Raw genomic sequence first — 20,608 nt, forward strand, 5'->3', positions numbered from 1 at the left:
TTACTCCCGAGGGTTGCTGTCTGTATCTTGCAGCCAGGCTTTCAGGGCTTCGCGGGCAGTCTGCCCATCGTTTTGTTTACCGAGCTGATCCAACGGCACCAGGTTGGATTGCACAGTCAGCACATCGCCGCCTGGCTTGCTCGGTAGATTCTCTTTCCGACGACCTTCGTTGCGGGTCATGTAGCCGTTCTGGCCCATGGTGCTGAGGTAAGCAGCGCGGCCAGCACTATCTGCGCGGAGAAATGCCTCCAGGGAGAACTCGGCGTAGTAGTTGATTCGATCGACAGCAGACAGGCAGAACTTGTTGACACACTGCTCGATCGGTGCGGTGTAGGACATGATGCAGTAGGTCAGGAAAGCGATCTGCTGTTGCTCCAAACCGGTTCCCCAGTTGCTGCCCTTATCGGTCTTCATGACCATCCAGGGAGGCACACCGAACCAACGACAGATCTCCTCTACGCTGTGTCCCCGGGACTCAAGCAACTGGGCGTCAGTTGGGTTGATCCCCAACTGCTCTGGCTTGACACCCTGCTCCAGTACTGGGCTCTTCCCAGCATTCAGCGCTCCGGTAATGGTCTGTACGTAGGCTCGGAAGTCTTCGCGCTGGGGCGGGGTCAGTGTCCTATCAAGGGAGAATGCGACAGTGGGCATCATCCCATTCTTGAATGTGCTGTTGGCTGCGTCATCAGCCGACATCGCACTGCCGAACACGTCGGCGCCGTAGCGGATTGCTGACATACCAACCCGACCATCCAGGGTAAAAGCTGGAATGTGCAGCATGTTCTCCCTGAGGATCTGTCGCCTTGCGCCCTTCGGGGGGCGATAAAAGTAGGTAAGGTGCCCGTCGTCATCCGTTTCCAAATCGATACGAGATGGCAACAGGAAATCCAAGGCAACAACCCGGCCGGCACTCCGGTGAATCTCGGCGTATCCATTTCCCCACAGAAGCATCGACGCCACGACTGCCTGCCAGAAATGGAAGGCGGCCATGTCCTCGTTTGGACTGGTATGAACGACATCGTAGAGCCGGAAATCCCTGGCACTCTCGCGACCGCCATCAGGCAGCCTGCGATAAATGTTCAGAGGCAGACCGGCGACCGAGGTAGAGATGATGCGAACGCATGCCCAAACTGCCGAAAGCCGCATGGCCTTGTCGACGGTGACCGTCTTGCCGCTGCTCGATTGGACGCCCGTGAAAGCGCTCCAGAAACCGCCATCGGTCAGCCTGATGCTCTTACCGACCCACTCGCCGATACTGGCCGATGGCCGCCGAGCCGCGTTTCCAAGCGCACGAAGAATTGTGTTAGCCACTGACTATTCCCCGACGAACGAAGGCAGCGATACAGAACATGCTGACCGCGGCGGTGATGAGAGCCCAGCCAGTGCCGGCCAGGATGAATACACCAGCCACCATCAGACCGAAGCCCAGCAGCGCGGTGACCAGATAAAGAATCGTCGCAGTGTCCATCAGTAGATTGGGTTCCGGATAGCGGCCATAAAGTTATCGACGCTGTTGCTCACCAGGTTCTGCGCCATAACCCGGCCGGTTGCCATAATGAGCGCCACTGCGCCGTCGATTTTGTTGTCTTCGCCCTGCTTGATGGGGCGCACTACATCATCATTGCCAGGCAGGTTCTTGCCGATGACGTTGCCAATACACCAGGTCATGATCGGATTGCCGTCGTGATGAAACCTGCCCGCCTCGATTGCGGCCTCCAGCTCCTTCATGCCGTCGGACATGTTGGTGTAGTTCTGGGTGATAGTGATCGGGTTGAAGCCCTCGTCGTCCAGGTCATGACTCAGGCCCGTGGCGCCGTGCGGGTCGATCGGACTCTCCCTGATCGGTGCCAGCTTGTTGGCTTCTTTGGTGTCCTCGAGGATTTCGCGGTAGTCCACCTCGGCGCCAGGTGTGGCGGTCAGGTGGCCGGTATTGACCCAGGCCTGGAAGCGCTCGGACATGCGCTTGTTGTCCACGTCGTTCGCGGTGTCCTCGGGCACCCAGAACGCCGGTGCCACGCTGTAGTAGTGGATCTTTCCGTCGATCTCGCGCCAGAAGAGCCTGGCCCTGGAGTTCATATCGAGCTTGCGCGCCAAGTCGAAACCCGCGATCCACTCCTGCCCCTCGAACTGCTCAAGCGTGAGCGTCTTGTCCTCGCAGGCCTTCCAACTTTCCATGTTGAAGAAGCCGGATTTGGCACTCACCCACAGGTTCAGGTGCTTGGTCTTGAACGTGTTGGTGAAGCGCGCCGAGCGGATCGCCCTGGCCAACTGGCTCTCCAGATACTCCTGAAATACCGACACACCCATGCATGGGTTGGCTTTGGCCAGGTTCTTCGGGTCGGTCCAGTCGTCGCCCTCGTCGAGCGTCCAGATGTAGCCGAATAGCTCGTCGTCCGGCACGGTGCCGTTGAGCATCTCGATGACCTGGCGGCGCTTGTCGTAGCACGGCCCCTCGATGCTCGCGCCGGCGGTGGTGATGATGAACATCAGCGGCTGCCGGCGTGCGCCCATGCCGGTGAGCATCGTGTCGTACTGGGCCGCGCTGTCGTGCTCGTGGTATTCGTCAATGATCGCGCAGGATGGGGACGCACCATCACCTGGGTTGCCGATCAGCGGCTCGAAGCGGCTTCCGTTCGACGGAATGTTCAAGTTCGAGGCGTTTACCTCGATGCCAGCTGCCTCGATCAGCATGGGCGACCTGCTGACCATCAGTCTTGCAGGTCGGAACACCTCCCACGCCTGCTTCTCGGTGGTCGCACCAGAGTAGACCTCAGCGCCAAACTCGTTGTCGGCGGTGAACATGCTGATGCCGACGCCGGCGGCAATCACCGATTTGCCGTTCTTGCGCGGCACCTCCCAGTAGCTCTCGCGGAAGCGACGGTACCCGCCCTTCTTCCGGACCCAGCCGAATGTGCAGGCCAGGCCGAAGAGCTGCCAAGGCTCAAGCGTGATCAGTTGCCGCTTGAACGCCCATTCGCCCTTGGTGTGGGGCAGCAGCTGTATCAGGCGCAGCTTTTTCTCAGCCTTGGCCGGGTCGAACTTGTACGGGTAGTTCTTTGATCGGCTGGCCGCCACATCCTCGAAATGCCGCTCGATCGCCTGGTGGATGTAGCGACATGCCGGAAACTTGCCCTTGAGGACAGACCTTGCCCACACCATTGCCTTGTCGACATTGGTGTACTTGGCTCGGGTCATCAGGAACTCAGTAGGGCTGCAAACTCGTTGGTGGATTTCTGCTTGTTGCCGCCGATGATCCGCGTCCGGCTGGCCGGGTCCAGACCCAGCATCGAACCGAAGGTGACCATCTGCCGCATAGCTTCATTGGCGGCGGTGAGCGCCGGGTTTTTCACTGGGCCGCCAGTGGCACCAGCCACCACAATGCCGTGGGCGATGACCGATTCCTGTGCCCTTCGCCAGTTGCCATACGCAGTGCAGAACGCCTCGACATTGTGCATGTCGGTCAACGCCAGCACCTTTGCCCGCAGGAGTTCAGGAACCAGCATCTCCCAAACCTTGGTGGAGTATTCGCATAGCCATTCAGGCGGATCGACGTTGGTCACCAGAGCGAAATCCGGCTCGTCCTTATTCAGCTTGCGCTTGCCGGGATTGCCGGCCAGCTCCTTCTGGGCCGTGGGTTTTGGGCGACGGCCAGAGCGCCCGGCAACCCCTGGCATCGGCGCCTCCACTAAACTTTATATTTCGCGGGTGTAAAAAAATGACTGGGGGCGCGGTCTAGAAGCGGAAGGGCCTGAACTTTTGACCCTCCCCCTCCCCATTAACGAGAAATATTCTCATTTTCACCATTTCTGGCCGATTCCGCGCGATCCGACTGGAAATACGCACCAAACCGGTGCGCCACCCCAACACCGAGGATTCCTACAGCCCTCGTCATGAAAAATTTCTTAGAAAAATAAGATTTTTATAGCGCTATAAAATCTCGCGTCGAGCATTGCCGAACCCGCCATCCTCCGATGCCGTCTTCTTCGAGTGGCACGGACCACACAAGGCCTGCCAGTTCGATCGATCCCAGAACAGCGCCATGTCGCCCTTGTGCGGCACGACGTGATCCACATCGGTGGCCGCCACCACAAGCCCGCGCGCCTGGCACCTGATGCACAGCGGATGCTTTGCCAGGTATCCGGCCCTTGCCTGCTGCCACTTGTACCCGTATCCCCTTGAGGTCGAGCTCTCGCGAGGCTTCTCCCGTGCAAGGCTCTTGACCTGGTCGGCATGAGCATCGCAGTAGCCCGAGGCATTGCGATGCAGTGCACGACAGCCTGAGGCCCGGCATGGACGCTGCGGCCTCAGCGGCATGGGGCGCCGCTCAGGTAGGTCTCTGGAGGCGCACCAGGATCAGCACCGCCTTCATCCGCCAGAGCTTCGATTAGCGCCAGGTTCTGGCCGGCGATCGTCTCCAGAAGGACGGTCAGCCGTTGCTGCTGCTCCAGTATCTGCTGCAGCAAAGAGATTGCTTGCTCGCTCACGGGCTACCCTCATCCACTTATTGATCCACTCGCGCCGGGCGGCGCATCCAGTGCAGGCCATGGGCCCACTCCTCATCGTTTGTACCAGGTCAACTGGTAGCACCTAGCATCTGAAGGCACTTCGGCAATCGGCCAGCGCAGGCAGTCCACGTGCTTGCGCTCAGGCCTGGTGCGACTCACCCGCAGTGTCTGCACCAAGTAGGCCGACCCGGCAGCAGTGGTGATGTAGTCACCGACAGCGATGCCATCAGCTCCATCGACATAAAGCTTGCATGGCGTGTATGGCTGCTTCGCCCTTGGCATGATGTCCACCGTGCGCGCCACGAAATGGCGCATTCGAAAACGTGGCGCAAGGTCAAACCTCCTCAACCTTGCGCTCTGCCCAACGCTTGCCGAGTTTGCGTGCCTGTTCGACACCAAGCACACCAATGAAGCCGGCGGTGGCGAACGACCAGGCGATACTGAACCCCAGCTCCTTCACCACCAGACCGACCACCATCACAATCAGTGCGCCCAGCGCAGCCTCGATGAACTGGCGCCACGGGCTGGCTCCCTTGGCGTCGTACTGAATGCGAAGCCAGGTCAAGACAAACGTGAGGCCCATGGCCAATCCGTTATCACGAAGGGCAGTCAGTACCAACACCCAGAACGATGGGTCTTTCTCTGGCATGTTCGGCATCTCGGTTCTTCCCGTTGAGGGGAGCGCAAATGAAAAAGCCCCGGCAATTGCCAGGGCTTGGAATTGGTGCAGACGGCCGGTGCGTACCCGGCTGGCTCCCTCTCGTTCTATTTCAGCGGGCCTAGTGGGAGCGAGCGCCGCAATCTGCCATTCAGCCATGGCACTCATCTGCATAAACGAGAAAGCCCAGCGCAACGGCTGGGCTTTCGATTGTCGATCCTCTGCAACGCGCAGGAATGACAGGATGGAGAAATATTCGGCCATGCGGCCATTTGATGTCAAGCGGCATTTTCCAGAGCCAGGCCTTCGTAGTCCAAGATCGCGCCCGCCTCCACCAGCGCTTCATTGACCATCAAATCAAGCGCATCCTCAATACCCCTTTTCCAGCGACGCCGGGTTCGCTCGGGGCGGGCTTCAGGGTCCCAACGGTTGATGTCATAGAACTCTGCCGGCAGCACAATGATGTCGCTTGAGCGCTTCCCCTCTGCCCCTTTCATCTTGGGAATGGCCCAGGCAGTGACGGCACCGCTGATGAAGAGCGCCGGCGCATGAGAAGAAACCAAAGGGCACAGGCGCCCGATTGACTGCACCTTGCGCCCCTTATGCGTGCTGTACTTGGCCACCAGCACATCCCAGTGCCGAGGTTTTAGCTGGCTGTGCAAGCGCGCGAACACCCAACAGTCGGCATCCATGCGGCTAATATCCCCACGCTCTACTGAGCGACTCAGGGTTGCCATGTCGTGGCCGTCTTCACTACCCGGCACGTAGAGCTTCTGCCAGGCCTGCTTGTTGGTATTGTCGATCGCTTCTGCCGCCAGGGCAGACACGACCGCCGAGAGTACGCTGCTATAGATCATGTCCTTTCCCCTCAATCCCCGGTGTAGTTCGTGCCGCCCGGGCCGCGTCGGTTGTTCTGCTCGTAGTAGGCCTCCGGCCCGCCGGCCGAGGCTCTGTTCAATTGTTCAATCTGCCGGTGAGCTGCCTGCAGCTTGAGGCTGAGCTGGGTCACCAGATACTCCAGCGGCAGAGCTTCACCGGTGCCAGCCTCGACCCAGCCACTGGCGTTGCAGTTCATGCAGTCCAGGTCGTGGAAGACCCCCTTGGTGACCGCTTTGCCGCGGCAGACTGGGCACCGGACCATATCGATCACCTGCTTGCGGAATGCCGGGCCGTGGCTTTTGGTCACGCCAGCACCTCCTTGCCCATGAACTCATCAACTACCGCATCCGCCATGCCACTGAACAAAGGCATCTTCCCCTCGTTCCAGATAGCCAAAGGTGAACTGGTACCTATCGGGTTGCGAACGAAGCGATACCGCTCCGCATCCTTGCGCAGCGCCTCGTTCTCGACCTTTAGCCTTTCCGCCTCGCGCTGGAGCTTGCGCGCCTGCTTCTGCATCTTCGAAGCGTCTTCACCCATGCGCTTGGTGCTACCACGCAAGCTGCCGTTGTCGACCTCCAAACGCTCGCTCTCGGCGATCAGGGCCAGGACGCCATCAGCCAGTGCTTTGTGATTCTCGTCCCCGCAGAACCGGCGATCATTCAGCACGCGGTCAGCCAGCTGCTTCAGTTCCGCGACGTCCAGGGTGAACTGATTCCAGCCCACCACCGACACTTCGAGTCGAGGCCCGGCGGCATCGACGGTGGCAGCCAGCACCGCTTTTTCGGTCTTTTCGCTCATTTGGAATCCTCGCCTATGGTTGTTTCCTGAATCACGTCGCAAGCCTCGTACGGCGCGGCTTTCAGGCAATTATCGGAATCTGCGTTTCTAGCCTCCTTCACACCATGGATAACGTCGAAACCCTGGGTGTCTAGAAAGGCGTGCCACTGCTCCAGGGCTGCACGCTTGCGCTCCTCGGCGGTGGTCTGGATGTAGGCCTGCACGTTGTGGCCCATCGCGTGATTGATCAGCAGCTCGCCAATCAGGAAGTCGATGCCCTGCTCTGCCCAGCAGGTCCTGGCCAGCTTGCGCAGGTCGTGGCTTGTCCATTGGCCCTGGCCCAGCCGCGTGAACACGTCGGCCGCCTGCTTCTCGCTGATGCACCGGCCGGCCTTCGCTGGGAACAGGTATTGCCCGGTGTAGCCGCGCTCCCGCTGCTCGTTCCGGTACCAGGCCAGCAGGCCGCACACCTGGTCGGTCAGCGGCAGGGAGTGCTCGGCCCGGGTTTTCGTGTTCTCGGCCGGGATGTGCCAGTTGCGCACCGCCAGGCTGACATGCGCCCACTGCGCCATCCGGGTTTCGCCGACGCGGTTGCCGTGGCACAGCATCAGCAGCGCCAGCATTGCGTCCGCCGGCTCCTCGGCGATCACCTGGGCCAGTTGCTCGAGCAGTTCACCAATCTGCACCCCACGCAGCCGGGCCGCCCGGGCCCTGATCCTGGCCTTGGTGAAGTCGCTGAAGCGGATGCCGGCCAGCGGGTTGCTCGGGATCATGCCCAGGCCGTGGGCCTTTCGGAAGGCGTCCACGAGCAGGCCGAACACCAAGCGCACGTACTCGAGCGACAGGGTTTCCTGCATCGGCCAGATGAGCTGGGTGTCCAGCGAGCTACGGCTGACGTCGGCGATCAGCAGCGCGCCCACACGCGGCATCAGGTGGCAGGCAATGGCTGACTTGGCGGTGGCCCGGCGCTTGGTCGACAGGCTCCGGTTGCGCTCCAGGCGATCGGCGAACCAGTTCAGCAGGTCGCCCACCGTCTCCCAGCCGGACACAGCGGCCTTGCCGTCCTCCAGCAGGCGCTGGCGAATGTCTGGCAGCGCGGTCACCACGGCCTTCACGCCCTGCTCCGGGTATGCACCGATCTTTCGCCACTGCCGGCGCACCAGCAGGTACCAGGAACCGCGCGGACGCGACTCGGTGAACCGAAAGCGCAGGCCTGGGTGACGTGGGTCGCGCAGCAGCACCGCGGCGGGATCTTCTGCCCGGCGCCGAAGCTCGGCGTCCGAGAACGAAACAACGAGTGTCTGGATCATGCTGCCACCATTGTGTTCGGGAGCCGCACGTAGGCCCGGATCTGCTCCATGGCATCAAAGTGCCCACGGCACACGATCGCCAGGTAGCCCTGCTCGTTGAGCATCCGGATGCGGGCGTGTTGGCTGGCCGAGACCTCGGCGTCGTTCGGTGGGGTGGCCTTGAACTCGATGTACAGCCCGAAGTACCCGCCGCGCGCCATCGGCAGAACCAGATCCGGTATGCCGGCCTTCACGCCTTGTCCTTTCAGGCGCGCAGCCGTGGCCTTGTGCCGGTGGCCACCGTTTGGAACGTGATAGATCAGCTCAAAAACCACTGGCAGCGTGAGTTCCAGCTCCTGCATCAGCGCAGCCTGCTCCAGCCCCTCCCGGTCCACCGGCTTGGCCCGGGCCACCCTGGGCCTGAATGGTTTGATGGAGAACGCCTTCATGCACCACCTCCGATATTCTCGCCGGTGGACAGATCGATCACCTCGAAGGTACTCGGCCACATCGATCCGCCGAAACGTACAGCAGCCACCGAATCATCAAACAGTGCAACCGCCCGATCTGGCTCGCTGCCGAGGTCCAGCTTGTAGGAGCAGCAGTGCACCGCGTAGCGGTAATCTGCCGGGTTCGTTGGTGCCAGGCGCTGGTTATCCATGTCGAGGGCCCCCCATACTGCTCGGACCGGACGCTAGGCCTTGGGCCTGATTGACCAGCATCGCTCGGCGTTCGGCAAGGTCGTTTGCCGCAGCGATCTGCATTTCGAGTTTCTTTTCTGCGCTTGCCTGGCGCATCTCCTGCATTGATTCCTTCACCTTTGCCAGTTTCTCCCGGAGATTCGGCTCGGGTCGGGTGACCGCCCCAGTCAGCAGGCCGGCGATGGCACGGCCATCTTCAGTGACCTGCGCAATATTCATGTCTGCCAAGTACTTCTGGCCGTGCTCCTGCGGGATTCGTTGCATCTGCACGGCTCGGGTGATGGCTTGGACCCGGCGGGTGGCGTCGAACCCGACAGACACGTGCCAGCTCACCGGCTTGGCATCTGCACGGGCTTGGGTAACGAAGCGCTCGTAGGCGCTGATGAACGCCATCCGGGCGCCGACCTTGTCGCCGGCGTCGAGCACAGGCTTGGCAGCAGCCAGGGCCAGTTGGATCTCATCGGTCAGCACCACGGTTTCGAATTCGTCGTTGGTGGTCATGGCGATCGCCCAGGCCTCGTCCTTGCCCGGCCGGCCATCGGACGCCTGAACACGCTGCAGGATGTCAATCATGGCCAGCTTACCCTTCACCTCGAATCGGCAGGCCTTCAGCGCGGCTTTGACAACGAGCACCGGGTAGGCGCAAAGGTCTTCGGCCATCATCGCCGCAGTACCCGGGTTCATTTCCTGCCCCATGGCCTCGGCGGTCGCGCAGATGGCGGCTGCCAGCCCGGCGACCTGCTGGTCGTTCATTTCAAAGGTATTCATTGCGGTCACCTGCTTTGCGCTTGGCCAGGACCAGTTGGGCGGCCTGTTCTGCCGCGGACAGGTTCGCCTCAGTACGCTCCATCTGGCGGGCGGTTGTTCCGTTGATGCGCTGACCGGTCATCCACTGGGTGTGGTAGCTCTCGGCGTTGGCCAGCAGCTCGTTGAGACTGTGGCACTTGCGCAGCACGGCGGCGTCACTGGTTTTCAGGAAGTGCGCGGCGACGTGGTGAGCGACATCGACACCGAGGCGGTCAACCAGTTGGCCAAGTTGCCCGCCGGCCTTGGCATTCCAGACTGGCCAGGTGCCGTAGCGCTTGCGGTAAGCCATGGCGTAGTTGGCCCAGGCCTTGAAGGTTTTGCAGGACTGGTCTTTTGGTCCGGGCATGTCGGCCGGGATCTCGACCCGTGGGGCCTCGGCGTGATCAACCACCAGCACCAAGCTCGGGGAGCAGGTCGGCTTGCCCGAGCCGTCCTGCAAATCCTGATTACTGGTTACCTGATTGGTACCCTGATTATTGGTATCCTGATTTGTCGGAGATTTTTCCGACCCGTCCTCGGATTTTTCTCCGATCTTGCTCGGAGATTTTTCCGAGGTGGATCGGATTTTTTTCCGACCATCGATCGCATCAGGGGTCGGATATTTTTCCGACCCATCCACTTTTCTATTCCACTCTGCCGCCTTCTCAGTCAGACGAAATAGCGTGATGTTTGATGTGCTGGAAAGTTCGATAAGCCCGGCATCATCCAACGCCTTGAGCATTCGGTATGCGGTGTCTGGCTTGTCCGTGAGCAGCGGCAGCTCTTCGACAATCTTCGCCTTGCTGAGCGCGAAGAATATCCCGTTATCGGTCTTCACTGGCTTTGCCCAGCTCGGACAGCCGTAGACAAAGGCGAACAGCAGGGCCTGCTGAGAATTCAGCCCCCACTCCAGCGCCTTCACCTGGTTAACGGTCACTGTAAACTGCATGTTAGAGGTTCTCGCCTTGGAGGAGCTCTGCCAAACGAGCCAGGCCCTTTGGTGTCACCAGCGGCTGAAACGCCGCTCGCTCCACACCCGTATCCGGGTTGGGCTTCAGCTCGGTGACTTTGTGAATGAGATACCCGCTGGCGATGCGGGGTTGATAGGCGATCCATCGCGTTGAGCCGTCGCGCCGGTAGATCCACCGATTCGCCGACATCCAGGCGAACAACTTCGAAGGCTGCATCTGCAACTGTTTGGCAGCATCCGTGATGCAGATCGCGCCGCCGGCGGCCGCCAGGCGCTGGATCGCAGCAACCTTCGGGGCCTGCCTCTCGATGACGTGCTGGAGTTGCAGGTTCTGCTCGGCCTGGTCGGCCGCCAGCCGAAGGGCCTCGACATATGTCTGCGGGACCGTGGGCTGGGCGGCCTGCCGGCCTTCCAGTTCTTGCCAGCGATCGATGATCCGGGCTCGCAGCTCGACGCTGTACCCGGACACGACCACCAGGGTGTCGCGCTGGGTCAGCAGGTACTCGCGGTAGGTCTGGCCGTTCTGCGGATGACGGTATGGGGTCTCGTTTCCAGAAACGACACCCTTGGCTACCAGCGCGCGAATGGTCTTCAGCACGTTGTCGTGTGTGCTGCCGGTGAGTTCCGCGATCTCGCGGGAAGACATCGTCTGTATGTGCGCCACGTTTACTGGATAAACAGAACGTGGCGCACACTCAGCCGTATTGATTGGAGCGGCTGCTCTGTGCATAATGAAACTCCTCAGTTTTAACGAATCAGCCGGCCTCTCACGCCGGCTTTTTTGTGCCTGCGATTCAGGCGACCTTTACCGATTCCTCCATGACGCCCAGCTCACGGCGGACGTGTTCGATCTCCTTCCGAATTGCCTGCTTCTCGATCTGGCTGACGTGGCCGTCCTCGAGCGCCGTATGCACGGCCAGGGTCAGGTCAGCGATCTCTTTGCCGACGTGCATCATCGAAGCGGTGAGTGCCTTCGGCGCCGGCGCAGTTTTCGCCACGAGCTCGAAACCGAACTGGTCAGCGAGAGCCGCCAATGGGCGCATGTCCTGTGTATGCAGCAGAATCCCGAACAGGTGCTCGATTGTCAGGTGGTGCGCATCATTGTCCGGGTTGGCGCGCTGCAGCAGGCTCACGTGTGGCACACCCATCTGGCCGGCCAGCACCTTCGCTTCGTTGTCGAGGACCGCGCTCTGGCAGGCCCGCAGAAATTCGTCCATTCGTAAAACCTCATTTTTGTTTCAGTGGCTGCGTGCCATCACGCATTGCAAAATGTTTCTCACCGGCTTCAAGCAGACTGCTTGCTAGTGCTTGCCGCGATCGCGGCTAGTTTCGGAAAAAACGAGAAGGCCGATACGCGCCCGGAGGTCGCTTTGTGGAGACTCACAGCAACAGTCTCGGATGGTTTGCGGTGCCCTCCAGCGATCAGCCACAGATAGCCGACCGATATTCCCGACGCTTCGGCCACGCGCTGTCTCTCGTCGGCGCTGGCTTCGGAAAGCCAGGCCTGCATCTCAGGAATGGGTTTTTTCATTGTCTTTGCCTTTCTGGGAGATAAACGAAATTTATCTGAAAGACAAACGGCAGGCAACTGATCATTTATCAGGAAGATTATTTATCACATGGATAAAAGCGGCGATCATTCACATATGGATATGAACACGATTCGACGAGAAAACCTGCGAGCCCTGGCTGCTCGCTTCCCTACACAGGCTGAATTTGCCTCGGCATGCGGCACTGCGCCGTCCGTCATCAGCCTAATCGTATCGCCCAACCCCAAGCGGAACCTGGGCAATCAGCTAGCAAGGAAGATTGAGGAAGCGACAGGCCTTCCCCATGGCTGGCTTGACCAGCACCACCAAGAAATCGAAAGCAAAAGGCAAGTGGTACCAAATGCTCAGATTGAGTCCGAAGGTATCGATCAATGGGCTGATGACACGCCTCTAGATGATGATGAAATTGAGCTTCCTTTCCTGAAGGAAGTTGAGCTCTCCGCAGGAGGCGGAAAGACAGTGATCGAGGTAAGTGGCACTAGAAAGCTGCGTTTCGGTAAGTACACGGTTCGGAACCTTGGGGTTCAACCTGACCAGGCCGTATGCGTCTCAATCTCAGGAAACTCAATGGAGCCAGTGCTGCAAAACGGGGGAACAGTTGCAGTCGATCGCGGAAAAAACAAGGTGTCTGATGTTATCGACGGTAAGATGTATGCACTCAGTCATGCTGGGCACGTACGCGTGAAGCAACTCTATCGCCTGGCCCGTGGGGGGTTGCGCCTGCGTAGCTTCAATCGTGACGAGCACCCTGATGAAGAGTACACAGCAGACGAATTAGTCGCGGAAGAGATCACGATCATAGGGCGTGTTTTCTGGGGTGCGTCTTTTTTCTAAGTGCCCCCAGTAGATCAAGTAAAACGGAATCAGCAGGATGGGCAAAGTTTCGGCAAGGAGATTGTCCTTGCCTCCCATCGTGGCCAGCAAATCATACTTTTCCGCCGTATCGCTCCCACGCAAGAATCACATCCTTAATGGCCTGCTTCTGTGATTCTGGCAAAATGAAGTCATGATAGTACTGGCGACCTTCAAATCGGATGGTTACCTTCTTTGCTTCGGATATCTTTCTTAGCATTGCCAAGTCACTCGCCACAGTGTCTGACCATTCCCAAACTCCGCCATAGGAATGATCTCTCTCAAACTCCAGAGATCCCATTTCGAACGTCTGATCATCGGCCTTGATGGTCACCCCTGTTACGAACAGCCAGCTTGACGAGTGATACTGGAGTTTAAGCCGCAGAGGCAGCGCTCTGGGACTCCCCTCCTTTTTGCCAAAGTACAACGACAGCTGGTTTTCACGGGTTGGGGTCGACTTGTGGGAAACCCAGACAATTCCCTTGATCTCGTCTGTATCTTTTTTGAGGTTCTTGTCCAGCCTTTCCGCTGTTGCTTTAGCTTCCTGACGCTTTTTGTCCTCAGACGCTTGCCTTTCAAGCTCCGTAGTCTTTTCCTCTTGAGATATTACCGCTAGTAGCGCCTTTGCCGTTAACGCCTCAGATGTTTCCGGATAGCGTCGGACCAGGTCAGTCAGAGCCGCCTTGGCCGAGGCATTGTCTCCTGATGACCTCGCGTCGTTTGCTCTCGCCAACAGTCGCTGGACACCATTCTTTTCAAGCTCCAGTTCTGCCTTGAGCTGGAGGTTTTCGGACTGCAGCTTCCGTACCTCCCCTTGAAGCTTTTCAGCCCGATTTCTATCGGCATCTCCGCAACCAACCAGGGCCAACCCAATAGATACCGCGAAAGCCACTTTCTTCATCGGTCAGACCTCCCTGTGTGATCTGTCGACTCTATCAAAGCGCCAGCATGAAGACGACCCGACACAAGCCCTGCCAGGAAGGAGGTTTCTGGAAATTTATCACCCTGCAGAAAGCCTCCGATAAACACGAAATTAGAAATCGGGATAAATTTATCAAAATGATATTGACACAAATTTATCGTGTAGATAAATTTCACCTCAAGCCAGTACACACGCTTCCTGGCCAGCAGCGAAAGCTGCGCCGCTCTTTAACAGTCATGGAACCTCGCGGATCGATCCCGGCAACGGTACAGCGCGAGCAATAAATTTCGATCCCCATGCCAGCTCTGGAACTGGCCAGCTCGAAGTCAGGCGGAACGTCAGCACGGCAGGAATATAGGCCGGGCCACGGGAAGCGGATGGAGGGCTGCGTTGCAGATGCTCCCTGCCGGGATGCCCTCAGAACGGGCGTAGGTGCCTGGCAAAGCACGAGCAGCGATCAACCAACAGGAGGACCCTGCCAATGAAGTAGCAAGTCCAGCCGGAAAACGGACCGGCACCCCGCGACGAACTGCCCTAGATTTCTGCGCCACCGAGCTGCAGTTGACTGTTGCGTAGCGAATACCTGAACCCGGTGACCATCACGCTGACTCCGACTGACGCGCGATACGAGGGAAGCTCAAGGCCGAACACATGAAGCGCAAAGCTGTCGGTGGCAGAGCGCAGCGGACATTGCTTACGCAACAAACCCGGGCCGTCGCCAGTAGCGGGTCCGGGGTTTCACCAGGTGCCATTCCATGAGTGGCATCTGGGAAACCACTGGAGAACCACAGCATGAACCGCAAGCAATTCAGAAAAGCCCGCGTAGCCGTGAAGTCCGACCGCATCAACAACACCTGCAACTGCCTCGTTCCGGGCTACGAGAAAGCGCTGATCCTTGAACTGATGCGCCGCGCCTGAGGATTTCACTGGCTGGCCTTCCAACGAGGGTCAGACGGGAAATCAACCCGACACAGGAGCATCAAAATGACCGCACAACAGAAACTGACTCCACCCGCAATCGGTGAAATCTGGCCCGGCCAGGGTGGCATCTACGGCGGCGTCCGCCAGTACCCAGAAGGCCTCTGCCACGTCATCTACGCTGCTGAAGACGTACCAGGTCGCCACGAGTGGGGTTCGTACGGCGACAAGGTCGAAGGCGCCGACAGTCGCGCCGATGGCCGCTCGAACACCGCCGCCCTGATCATCCGTGACGGCAAGCACCATGCAGCTATTGCTGCCTCTGGCTACACCGCAGACGGCCACGCCGACTTCTATCTCCCATCCATTGGAGAGCTGCACCACGGCTGGCAGTTCGCGTCGGAGTCTTTCGCAACTGATTGGTACTACTGGTCGTCATCGCAGTTCTCAGCCAACACCGCCTACTTCATGGGCTTCGGAGCTGGCTGGCTCAACGACACCGGCAAGAGCCACGAGCGTCTCGTGCGCCCCGTCCGCAGATTCCTTCAGTGATTCATTTATTCAATTAACTGCAGGCAGCCCTCGAAAGAGGGCGCATTGGCGAGCCCTGTGGCACCTGTCGTTGGGTGGTTGGTCGCCACGCCACAGGGTTCGCCAATGCGGATGATCACACGCCGGCCAGACCGGCCCCCTGCATGTAGTACAGATCGCACCGTCGATGCGGACGAGTACACACCGGATCAAGCCGGCCCCCTGCATCGACCCCCACTCTCCCGCGCGGAGGATTTTCACCAATGCACCAGTAACGGCGTCACCTCGGGATTGCGGCAAGCCTGAAGGCCGCGACTACAGACCACGGCAGGCAGCGGAAACCGGGCCAGAGATGTGACCGCGCATCACCGCAAAAGCGGCGGCCAACCACAGCGCACAAGAAAACCTGACGCAACACCAACGGGCGGTCGCCAGCAGCGCGCCCGTTGCATGGGACCTTTTCCGGTGGACACTGCCAACCCAGTGAGCGATATCAGGAGCATCCGCCATGAAGAAATAGCCGTTGCAGTGAACCGCCCATGGGCGGCCAAGGCGCACATAGGGAGGTCTGTGTGAGCCACAGAAAAGCCCGGGGCAACTCGGGCTTTTTTTCGCCTGCCGTTACTCGCCAGCACTCTCCTCCTCTCGCCCACCGGCAAACAGCGAGGACGCGAGAGTGCTGACGAGTAGCTGCAACCCGACAATGAAGGAATCGACATGAACCAGACCATTCGCCAGAAACAGGCCGTTCTGCAAGTTCTGCGTGACCGCATGACCCTGTCCACCGCCGAGATGTACCAGAAGATCGGCCGACCGGCCCCGGCCAACCCGCCGCGCTTCAACGTTGTGCCGCTGGGCAAGAACACGTTCGATATCATCGACCGCGCAACCGGCAGCTCCCGCGGCGCACGCTCCGGACATGCCAGCGCCTGCCAGTTCGCCCAGGATCTCGAACAGAACGCGCAGTTGTTGAGTGCAGCTCGAGCAACAGGCCGGCGCTTCTTCAGCCTGCTGCTGCGCTGGACCATCGTTACCGCCTGCGTGCTTGCGGTATTCGCGTTCTACGGTGCCCGGCCATGATCGGCGCCCCGATACCAGACCCGCGCCGGGCGCTGGCTGACGATCTCAACCGGCAAATCGACCGGTTCTTCGCCGCCGGCGGAAAGGTTCAGCCCATACCGATCGGCGTCGGCGTTGATACTCCAACCAACGGCATCGGCGGACATCACCAGCGGTTGCGTGCCCAACGCGACAAGGATGCGCCGAAGGTGCGCAAGATGGCGGAGGCGGGCCATACCGCCGCGGCCACCGCCAGGCTGCTCAGCATGAACGTGAAACGCGCGCTGCTGATCGCCCAGGAAAACGGCTTCAGGTTCAGCGAGCAATGAAGCGCATCAGCAACAAAGTGCGCCAGCGCCGACGCCAGGCGTGGCCGGACCTGGCGCCGGAAGCCGGAGCAGCACATGGCAGCAACGCAGCAGCAACGCGACGAGAGCACGGCAGCCAGGCGCAAGGCCCTGGGGGAAGTGGAGTTGCGGCACACGGTTCGCCCGGGCATCGAGGAGATGCTGGCGGAACTGCAGGCCTGGCACGGGATCAGCGAGCGCAGCGAAGCTGTGCAGAACCTCATCCTGAATGCTCGACCCGCTGAGTTTCCGGAGGTCGCCGGCTTCGAGTTCGCCGCTGGCAAGTCCGGCAGAGTCCGGCACTACATCCGGCCAGGCCCGCGCCAGCGGCTGGCCGACCTGTCCGGTGACATGCCGGAGAAGCGGACAATTGAACTATTGATCCTGGCCGCCCACCGCCAGGGCCCAGCCGGATCAGCCCCGTACGTCAAAACGATGCGCCACGAAATCACTGTAAGCGAAAGCGTGGCGCAAAAAATCAGGAGGGCCGGGATTCGCGAAGCGCACATCCTGGCCCTTGAGGAAGAAGCCTCGCCTTAGCGGTCGAGACCAGTATCAACGCCAGCCTCTTTTGCAAAGGCTTCTGCCTTGGCAAGAGCCGCTGCCTTGGCTTCAGCCTCGGACGCGAACTCCCCCCTTCGACGCTGAACAGCCTGCCGGCCACAGACCTGAACAGATTCAATGTCCCATCCACCCGCTGGCGATTGCGTAAGCACCACGTGGATCTGACCCTCTGTGAACTCGCTGCTGATAACCATTTTCAAGCTCCTTTTGAGCCGGCCGCATGCCGGTCTCCTTTGATACCCCAGCCACTTACAAATTGCCACCATGCCGAATCCTCGGCAGGCCGGCGCTCACCCTGGAGATACCAATGACCCAAGCAACCCAGAAGACCGTAGCTGCCGCCGACCTCCCTGCTCGCGGCCAACCACTTGCCGGCGGAAAGTTCGTCACCCGCTACTGGCTCGGCGATCATGAGCACGTTCTTGTGCTGCTCGACAACGAGCTTTCCGGTGAATATGGCGAGTACGGCCAGGACGTTACCGGTGCCACCTCCTACGTCGACGGCGAAGCGAACACCCGCGCAATGGCTGAGGCTGGCAGCGTGATCGCCAGGCAAGCCCTGGAGCTGGATGCATTCATCCCGTCCTGCCTGCAGGGCCAGTTGCTGATGGCTGCCAAGGCCGAAGGCCTGATTGAGCTGCGCGAGGATCGCTGGCACTGGCTGAGCACGCACTACTCAGCCAACCTCGCCTACACCATGGACTTCGAAGATGGCTGGCTCCTCACCAACGACAAGACCAACGAGCGTCTCGTGCGCCCCGTCCGCAGCCTCATCATCCAGTAATTCACCCCTTCAATGCTTTTCATCGCAGGCGATTCCGGGTTCGTCAGGACGGCGATCAGACCAGAAACGTGCCGGGCAGTGCCGGCCGCCTGCAACCTATTTCCTCAGGAGAATTCTATGCAAGCGAATCAACTGACGACCTACACCCGCGGCGACCTGATGATCAGTAGCCCGGATGAACAGGTGGTGCTCAAGCTGGCCAGCCTGTCGATCGGCATCACGCCGGCAGCGAATGAAGCTGGCGTCCCTGCTATCGGCCAGCCCTGGCCGGGCGAAGGAGGCGTGAACGGCGGTCTGTACCCAGGTAACGGCAAGCCCTACTACCTGATCGTGCCAACCGGCGCCGATGCCGAAGCGAAGCATGTATTCGGCGGGTACGGCGATGAGCTCGATGGAGCGAACAGTTCGCACGACGGAATGACTAACACCGCAGACCTGGTGGAGACCGATGGCAACTACCCCGCCGCCCAGTTCTGCTCTGCGTTTGAACGTGATGGTCACAGTGACTTCTACCTGATGTCGCGGCGTGAGGCTCAGTTCCTGGAGATCACGGTTCCGGAAGTGTTCAGCAAGGCCTACCACTGGACGAGCACGCAGTACTCAGCCGACCGCGCCTACTCCGTGGACTTCGAAGATGGCTGGCTCGGCGACTACGTCGAGACCTTCGAGCGTCTCGTGCGCCCCGTCCGCAGAAAATACTTCTGATCATTCAGTTATTCATTCCTGGGCGCCTCGGCGCCCTCGCTTTTAGGAGGCCAGGATGGCCATTCACACGGAGCTTGAGATTCACAAAACCGCCGAGGAGCTTCTCGGCCTGGCGCTCGACCTGGTACGCAATATTCCCCGCGATCTCAAACAGGTTGTTGGGGCAAAGATCAGGGATGAGTGCCTGCAAGCCCTTGTGCTGATCGGAAGGGCCAACATGTCGCGGGACAAGCGCCCTCACCTGAACAACCTCCTCGAAAGCATCTGGATGCTCAACTACCTGCTTCGTGCGCTGACCAACAAAGGAATGATCAGCCACGGGCAGCATGCCAGGGCAATGAAGTTGACAGCTTCAGTTGGCCGTCAGGCCAATGCCTGGAAAAAGAACGCAACCGCGCCCGCTGCTTGAGGGTCACGGCCCTCCTGCCTGAGCGCTAAATCTGGTCGTGCCGCTGGCCATTCGGCCACCGCCATGCGCACCAATGGATACCACCGGTCTAAAGCATCCGTGTTGGTCCAGCGCAGTTTCCGGGATGAGCAGTCGCCCCGGCGACGTAGATAGCACGACAGGTCGCAGTACTCAGCCGACCGCGCCTACTCCGTGGACTTCGAAGATGGCTGGCTCAACGACAACGTCAAGACCTTCGAGCGTCTCGTGCGCCCCGTCCGCAGATTTGAGTGTTGCACCCTTTCAGTTCGAGAGTCTCGTACAGGCCTACTACGACTGCCGGCGGCGCAAGCGGAACACCGCGAGCGCCCTACGGTACGAGCAGGACATGGAGATCAACTTGCTGGAGCTTTACGAAGACCTGGTTTCCGGCACTTACCGGCCAGGCCGATCAATTTGTTTCGTCGTCACAAGACCGAAAGCCCGCGAGGTTTGGGCTGCCGAGTTCAGGGACCGCATCGTCCATCACCTGCTCTACAACCACATCGGCGCACAGATCGAAAGCAGCTTCGTAGCGGACAGTTGCGCTTGCATCCCTGGGCGCGGCACGCTGTACGCAGCAAAGCGCCTTGAAGCGAAGATCCGCAGCCAGACGCAGAACTGGACCGTACCGGGCTTCTATCTGAAGTGCGACCTCGCCAATTTCTTCGTGGCGATCGACAAGCGAGTCCTGGCCCGGCAGTTGACCAGGCGAATCGCCGAACCGTGGTGGCGGGAACTGGCCCTGACGATCCTGATGCACGACCCGCGTGAGGATTGCGAGACCCGCAGCCCGCGACACCTGTTCAACCGCGTACCGCAGCACAAGCGCCTCACCGCTCAGCCAGCCCACCTCGGCCTGCCGATCGGCAACCTGTCGTCGCAGTTCTTCGCGAACATCTACCTGGATACGCTCGACCAGTTCTGCAAACACACCCTAAAGGTGAAGCACTACATACGGTACGTCGACGACTTCGTGCTGCTGCATGAGTCACCCCAGCAGCTCAACGAGTGGCACCGGCAGATTGAGCAGTTCCTGCCGACCCTGGGCGCAAAGCTCAATCCGAAGAAGACGATCCTGCAGCCAATCGACCGCGGCGTCGACTTCGTCGGGCACGTCATCAAACCGCACCGCCGGACAACGCGAAAGCGCTCAGTCGCCCATGCAGTGAAGCGGGTTGCCGCAGTACCCACTGAGAACCTGCGCGAGACAGCCAACAGCTACTTCGGCCTGCTCACTCAGGCCAGTCACAGCCAGAAAGACCGAGCCGCACTGGCGAACCTCGTGCTTCGCCGCGGGCATGTCGTCAACGGCGAACTGACCAAGACCTACCCGAAACGATAACCCCTCAGCCCCCACCATGCCGACCAGGCGCCGGAG

32 protein-coding genes are annotated in these 20,608 nt (G+C 60.0%); 11 read left to right on the top strand and 21 right to left on the bottom strand.

The window, feature by feature from the left end:
• The 19 genes from AC6I6U_RS27305 to AC6I6U_RS27395 form a co-directional block, all read right to left on the bottom strand.
• The gene (locus AC6I6U_RS27305; RefSeq protein ID WP_497879088.1) at positions 1–1,311 is read right to left on the bottom strand and encodes a phage portal protein; all 1,311 of its coding nucleotides are present in this window, start codon (positions 1,309–1,311) and stop codon (positions 1–3) included.
• A complete protein-coding gene (locus AC6I6U_RS27310) occupies positions 1,304–1,468 on the bottom strand; it encodes a hypothetical protein (RefSeq protein ID WP_497879089.1) in 165 nt (54 codons plus the stop codon). The genes AC6I6U_RS27305 and AC6I6U_RS27310 overlap by 8 nt, the downstream gene beginning before the upstream one ends.
• Positions 1,468–3,195 carry a terminase large subunit gene (locus AC6I6U_RS27315; protein WP_497879090.1) on the bottom strand — a complete coding sequence of 576 codons (1,728 nt, stop codon included), beginning with the start codon at positions 3,193–3,195 and terminating at the stop codon, positions 1,468–1,470. Before AC6I6U_RS27315 ends, AC6I6U_RS27310 begins: the two co-directional genes overlap by 1 nt.
• The gene (locus AC6I6U_RS27320; RefSeq protein WP_497879091.1) at positions 3,195–3,674 is read right to left on the bottom strand and encodes a phage terminase small subunit P27 family; all 480 of its coding nucleotides are present in this window, start codon (positions 3,672–3,674) and stop codon (positions 3,195–3,197) included. Before AC6I6U_RS27320 ends, AC6I6U_RS27315 begins: the two co-directional genes overlap by 1 nt.
• Before the next feature lie 253 nt (positions 3,675–3,927).
• Positions 3,928–4,314 (bottom strand): HNH endonuclease, encoded by a 387-nt coding sequence (locus tag AC6I6U_RS27325; RefSeq protein WP_497879092.1) that lies wholly within the window; start codon positions 4,312–4,314, stop codon positions 3,928–3,930.
• Positions 4,305–4,484: a hypothetical protein gene (locus AC6I6U_RS27330; protein WP_497879093.1), complete on the bottom strand. Its 180-nt coding sequence runs from the start codon at positions 4,482–4,484 to the stop codon at positions 4,305–4,307. Before AC6I6U_RS27330 ends, AC6I6U_RS27325 begins: the two co-directional genes overlap by 10 nt.
• Positions 4,485–4,556: 72 nt before the next feature.
• Positions 4,557–4,820: a hypothetical protein gene (locus tag AC6I6U_RS27335; protein WP_497879094.1), complete on the bottom strand. Its 264-nt coding sequence runs from the start codon at positions 4,818–4,820 to the stop codon at positions 4,557–4,559.
• 19 nt (positions 4,821–4,839) lie between these two features.
• Entirely contained in the window at positions 4,840–5,445 is a 606-nt protein-coding gene (locus tag AC6I6U_RS27340) for a phage holin family protein (RefSeq protein WP_497879095.1), read from the bottom strand.
• A complete protein-coding gene (locus AC6I6U_RS27345; RefSeq protein ID WP_497879096.1) occupies positions 5,442–6,020 on the bottom strand; it encodes a hypothetical protein in 579 nt (192 codons plus the stop codon). Before AC6I6U_RS27345 ends, AC6I6U_RS27340 begins: the two co-directional genes overlap by 4 nt.
• Positions 6,021–6,031: 11 nt before the next feature.
• Positions 6,032–6,349: a hypothetical protein gene (locus tag AC6I6U_RS27350; RefSeq protein WP_497879097.1), complete on the bottom strand. Its 318-nt coding sequence runs from the start codon at positions 6,347–6,349 to the stop codon at positions 6,032–6,034.
• Positions 6,346–6,843, bottom strand: a complete 498-nt coding sequence (locus tag AC6I6U_RS27355) for a hypothetical protein (protein WP_497879098.1) — start codon at positions 6,841–6,843, stop codon at positions 6,346–6,348. The genes AC6I6U_RS27350 and AC6I6U_RS27355 overlap by 4 nt, the downstream gene beginning before the upstream one ends.
• Positions 6,840–8,132 carry a tyrosine-type recombinase/integrase gene (locus AC6I6U_RS27360; RefSeq protein ID WP_497879099.1) on the bottom strand — a complete coding sequence of 431 codons (1,293 nt, stop codon included), beginning with the start codon at positions 8,130–8,132 and terminating at the stop codon, positions 6,840–6,842. Before AC6I6U_RS27360 ends, AC6I6U_RS27355 begins: the two co-directional genes overlap by 4 nt.
• Positions 8,129–8,560 carry a VRR-NUC domain-containing protein gene (locus AC6I6U_RS27365; RefSeq protein WP_497879100.1) on the bottom strand — a complete coding sequence of 144 codons (432 nt, stop codon included), beginning with the start codon at positions 8,558–8,560 and terminating at the stop codon, positions 8,129–8,131. Before AC6I6U_RS27365 ends, AC6I6U_RS27360 begins: the two co-directional genes overlap by 4 nt.
• Positions 8,557–8,772, bottom strand: coding sequence for a hypothetical protein (locus AC6I6U_RS27370; protein WP_497879101.1), 216 nt, complete (start codon positions 8,770–8,772; stop codon positions 8,557–8,559). The genes AC6I6U_RS27365 and AC6I6U_RS27370 overlap by 4 nt, the downstream gene beginning before the upstream one ends.
• Positions 8,765–9,580, bottom strand: a complete 816-nt coding sequence (locus AC6I6U_RS27375; RefSeq protein ID WP_497879102.1) for a hypothetical protein — start codon at positions 9,578–9,580, stop codon at positions 8,765–8,767. The genes AC6I6U_RS27370 and AC6I6U_RS27375 overlap by 8 nt, the downstream gene beginning before the upstream one ends.
• On the bottom strand, positions 9,567–10,547 hold the full coding sequence (locus tag AC6I6U_RS27380; protein ID WP_497879103.1) for a phage replication protein: 981 nt from the start codon (positions 10,545–10,547) through the stop codon (positions 9,567–9,569). The genes AC6I6U_RS27375 and AC6I6U_RS27380 overlap by 14 nt, the downstream gene beginning before the upstream one ends.
• Before the next feature lies 1 nt (position 10,548).
• Positions 10,549–11,214 carry a phage antirepressor KilAC domain-containing protein gene (locus tag AC6I6U_RS27385; RefSeq protein ID WP_497879104.1) on the bottom strand — a complete coding sequence of 222 codons (666 nt, stop codon included), beginning with the start codon at positions 11,212–11,214 and terminating at the stop codon, positions 10,549–10,551.
• A gap of 148 nt (positions 11,215–11,362) precedes the next feature.
• Complete coding sequence (locus AC6I6U_RS27390) at positions 11,363–11,785, bottom strand: phage regulatory CII family protein (RefSeq protein ID WP_497879105.1); 423 nt, start codon at positions 11,783–11,785, stop codon at positions 11,363–11,365.
• Between the two features lie 68 nt (positions 11,786–11,853).
• On the bottom strand, positions 11,854–12,099 hold the full coding sequence (locus AC6I6U_RS27395; protein WP_497879106.1) for a hypothetical protein: 246 nt from the start codon (positions 12,097–12,099) through the stop codon (positions 11,854–11,856).
• An 88-nt stretch (positions 12,100–12,187) separates the two neighbouring features.
• On the opposite strand from AC6I6U_RS27395, the gene AC6I6U_RS27400 reads away from it, so the two are divergent.
• The gene (locus AC6I6U_RS27400) at positions 12,188–12,952 is read left to right on the top strand and encodes a S24 family peptidase (RefSeq protein ID WP_497879107.1); all 765 of its coding nucleotides are present in this window, start codon (positions 12,188–12,190) and stop codon (positions 12,950–12,952) included.
• A 91-nt stretch (positions 12,953–13,043) separates the two neighbouring features.
• Here AC6I6U_RS27400 and AC6I6U_RS27405 read toward each other — a convergent pair whose 3' ends face one another.
• Positions 13,044–13,871: a hypothetical protein gene (locus AC6I6U_RS27405; protein ID WP_497879108.1), complete on the bottom strand. Its 828-nt coding sequence runs from the start codon at positions 13,869–13,871 to the stop codon at positions 13,044–13,046.
• Between the two features lie 47 nt (positions 13,872–13,918).
• On the opposite strand from AC6I6U_RS27405, the gene AC6I6U_RS27410 reads away from it, so the two are divergent.
• The 6 genes from AC6I6U_RS27410 to AC6I6U_RS27435 all read left to right on the top strand — a co-directional run bounded on the left by AC6I6U_RS27410 (position 13,919) and on the right by AC6I6U_RS27435 (position 17,287).
• Positions 13,919–14,176 carry a hypothetical protein gene (locus tag AC6I6U_RS27410; RefSeq protein ID WP_497879109.1) on the top strand — a complete coding sequence of 86 codons (258 nt, stop codon included), beginning with the start codon at positions 13,919–13,921 and terminating at the stop codon, positions 14,174–14,176.
• Positions 14,177–14,684: 508 nt separating this feature from the next.
• Positions 14,685–14,810, top strand: a complete 126-nt coding sequence (locus AC6I6U_RS27415; RefSeq protein ID WP_497879110.1) for a hypothetical protein — start codon at positions 14,685–14,687, stop codon at positions 14,808–14,810.
• Positions 14,811–14,876: 66 nt separating this feature from the next.
• Positions 14,877–15,362, top strand: a complete 486-nt coding sequence (locus AC6I6U_RS27420; RefSeq protein ID WP_497879111.1) for an Lcl C-terminal domain-containing protein — start codon at positions 14,877–14,879, stop codon at positions 15,360–15,362.
• Positions 15,363–16,058: 696 nt separating this feature from the next.
• On the top strand, positions 16,059–16,421 hold the full coding sequence (locus AC6I6U_RS27425; RefSeq protein WP_497879112.1) for a hypothetical protein: 363 nt from the start codon (positions 16,059–16,061) through the stop codon (positions 16,419–16,421).
• The gene (locus AC6I6U_RS27430; RefSeq protein ID WP_497879113.1) at positions 16,418–16,729 is read left to right on the top strand and encodes a hypothetical protein; all 312 of its coding nucleotides are present in this window, start codon (positions 16,418–16,420) and stop codon (positions 16,727–16,729) included. Before AC6I6U_RS27425 ends, AC6I6U_RS27430 begins: the two co-directional genes overlap by 4 nt.
• 75 nt (positions 16,730–16,804) lie before the next feature.
• On the top strand, positions 16,805–17,287 hold the full coding sequence (locus AC6I6U_RS27435; protein ID WP_497879114.1) for a hypothetical protein: 483 nt from the start codon (positions 16,805–16,807) through the stop codon (positions 17,285–17,287).
• Here the strand turns inward: AC6I6U_RS27435 and AC6I6U_RS27440 are convergent.
• On the bottom strand, positions 17,284–17,505 hold the full coding sequence (locus tag AC6I6U_RS27440; RefSeq protein ID WP_497879115.1) for a hypothetical protein: 222 nt from the start codon (positions 17,503–17,505) through the stop codon (positions 17,284–17,286). The two genes, AC6I6U_RS27435 and AC6I6U_RS27440, sit on opposite strands and share 4 nt — an antisense overlap.
• A gap of 113 nt (positions 17,506–17,618) precedes the next feature.
• Here AC6I6U_RS27440 and AC6I6U_RS27445 point away from each other — a divergent pair, with 113 nt between their 5' ends.
• The 4 genes from AC6I6U_RS27445 to AC6I6U_RS27460 all read left to right on the top strand — a co-directional run bounded on the left by AC6I6U_RS27445 (position 17,619) and on the right by AC6I6U_RS27460 (position 20,572).
• On the top strand, positions 17,619–18,095 hold the full coding sequence (locus AC6I6U_RS27445; protein ID WP_497879116.1) for a hypothetical protein: 477 nt from the start codon (positions 17,619–17,621) through the stop codon (positions 18,093–18,095).
• Positions 18,096–18,212: 117 nt separating this feature from the next.
• Positions 18,213–18,800 (top strand): Lcl C-terminal domain-containing protein, encoded by a 588-nt coding sequence (locus AC6I6U_RS27450; RefSeq protein ID WP_497879117.1) that lies wholly within the window; start codon positions 18,213–18,215, stop codon positions 18,798–18,800.
• 55 nt (positions 18,801–18,855) lie between these two features.
• Positions 18,856–19,209, top strand: coding sequence for a four helix bundle protein (locus AC6I6U_RS27455; protein ID WP_497879118.1), 354 nt, complete (start codon positions 18,856–18,858; stop codon positions 19,207–19,209).
• A 205-nt stretch (positions 19,210–19,414) separates the two neighbouring features.
• Complete coding sequence (locus tag AC6I6U_RS27460; protein WP_497879119.1) at positions 19,415–20,572, top strand: RNA-directed DNA polymerase; 1,158 nt, start codon at positions 19,415–19,417, stop codon at positions 20,570–20,572.
• Positions 20,573–20,608 lie beyond the last annotated feature (36 nt).

It is taken from the genome of Pseudomonas sp. UTLPPB19802, from assembly GCF_059730225.1.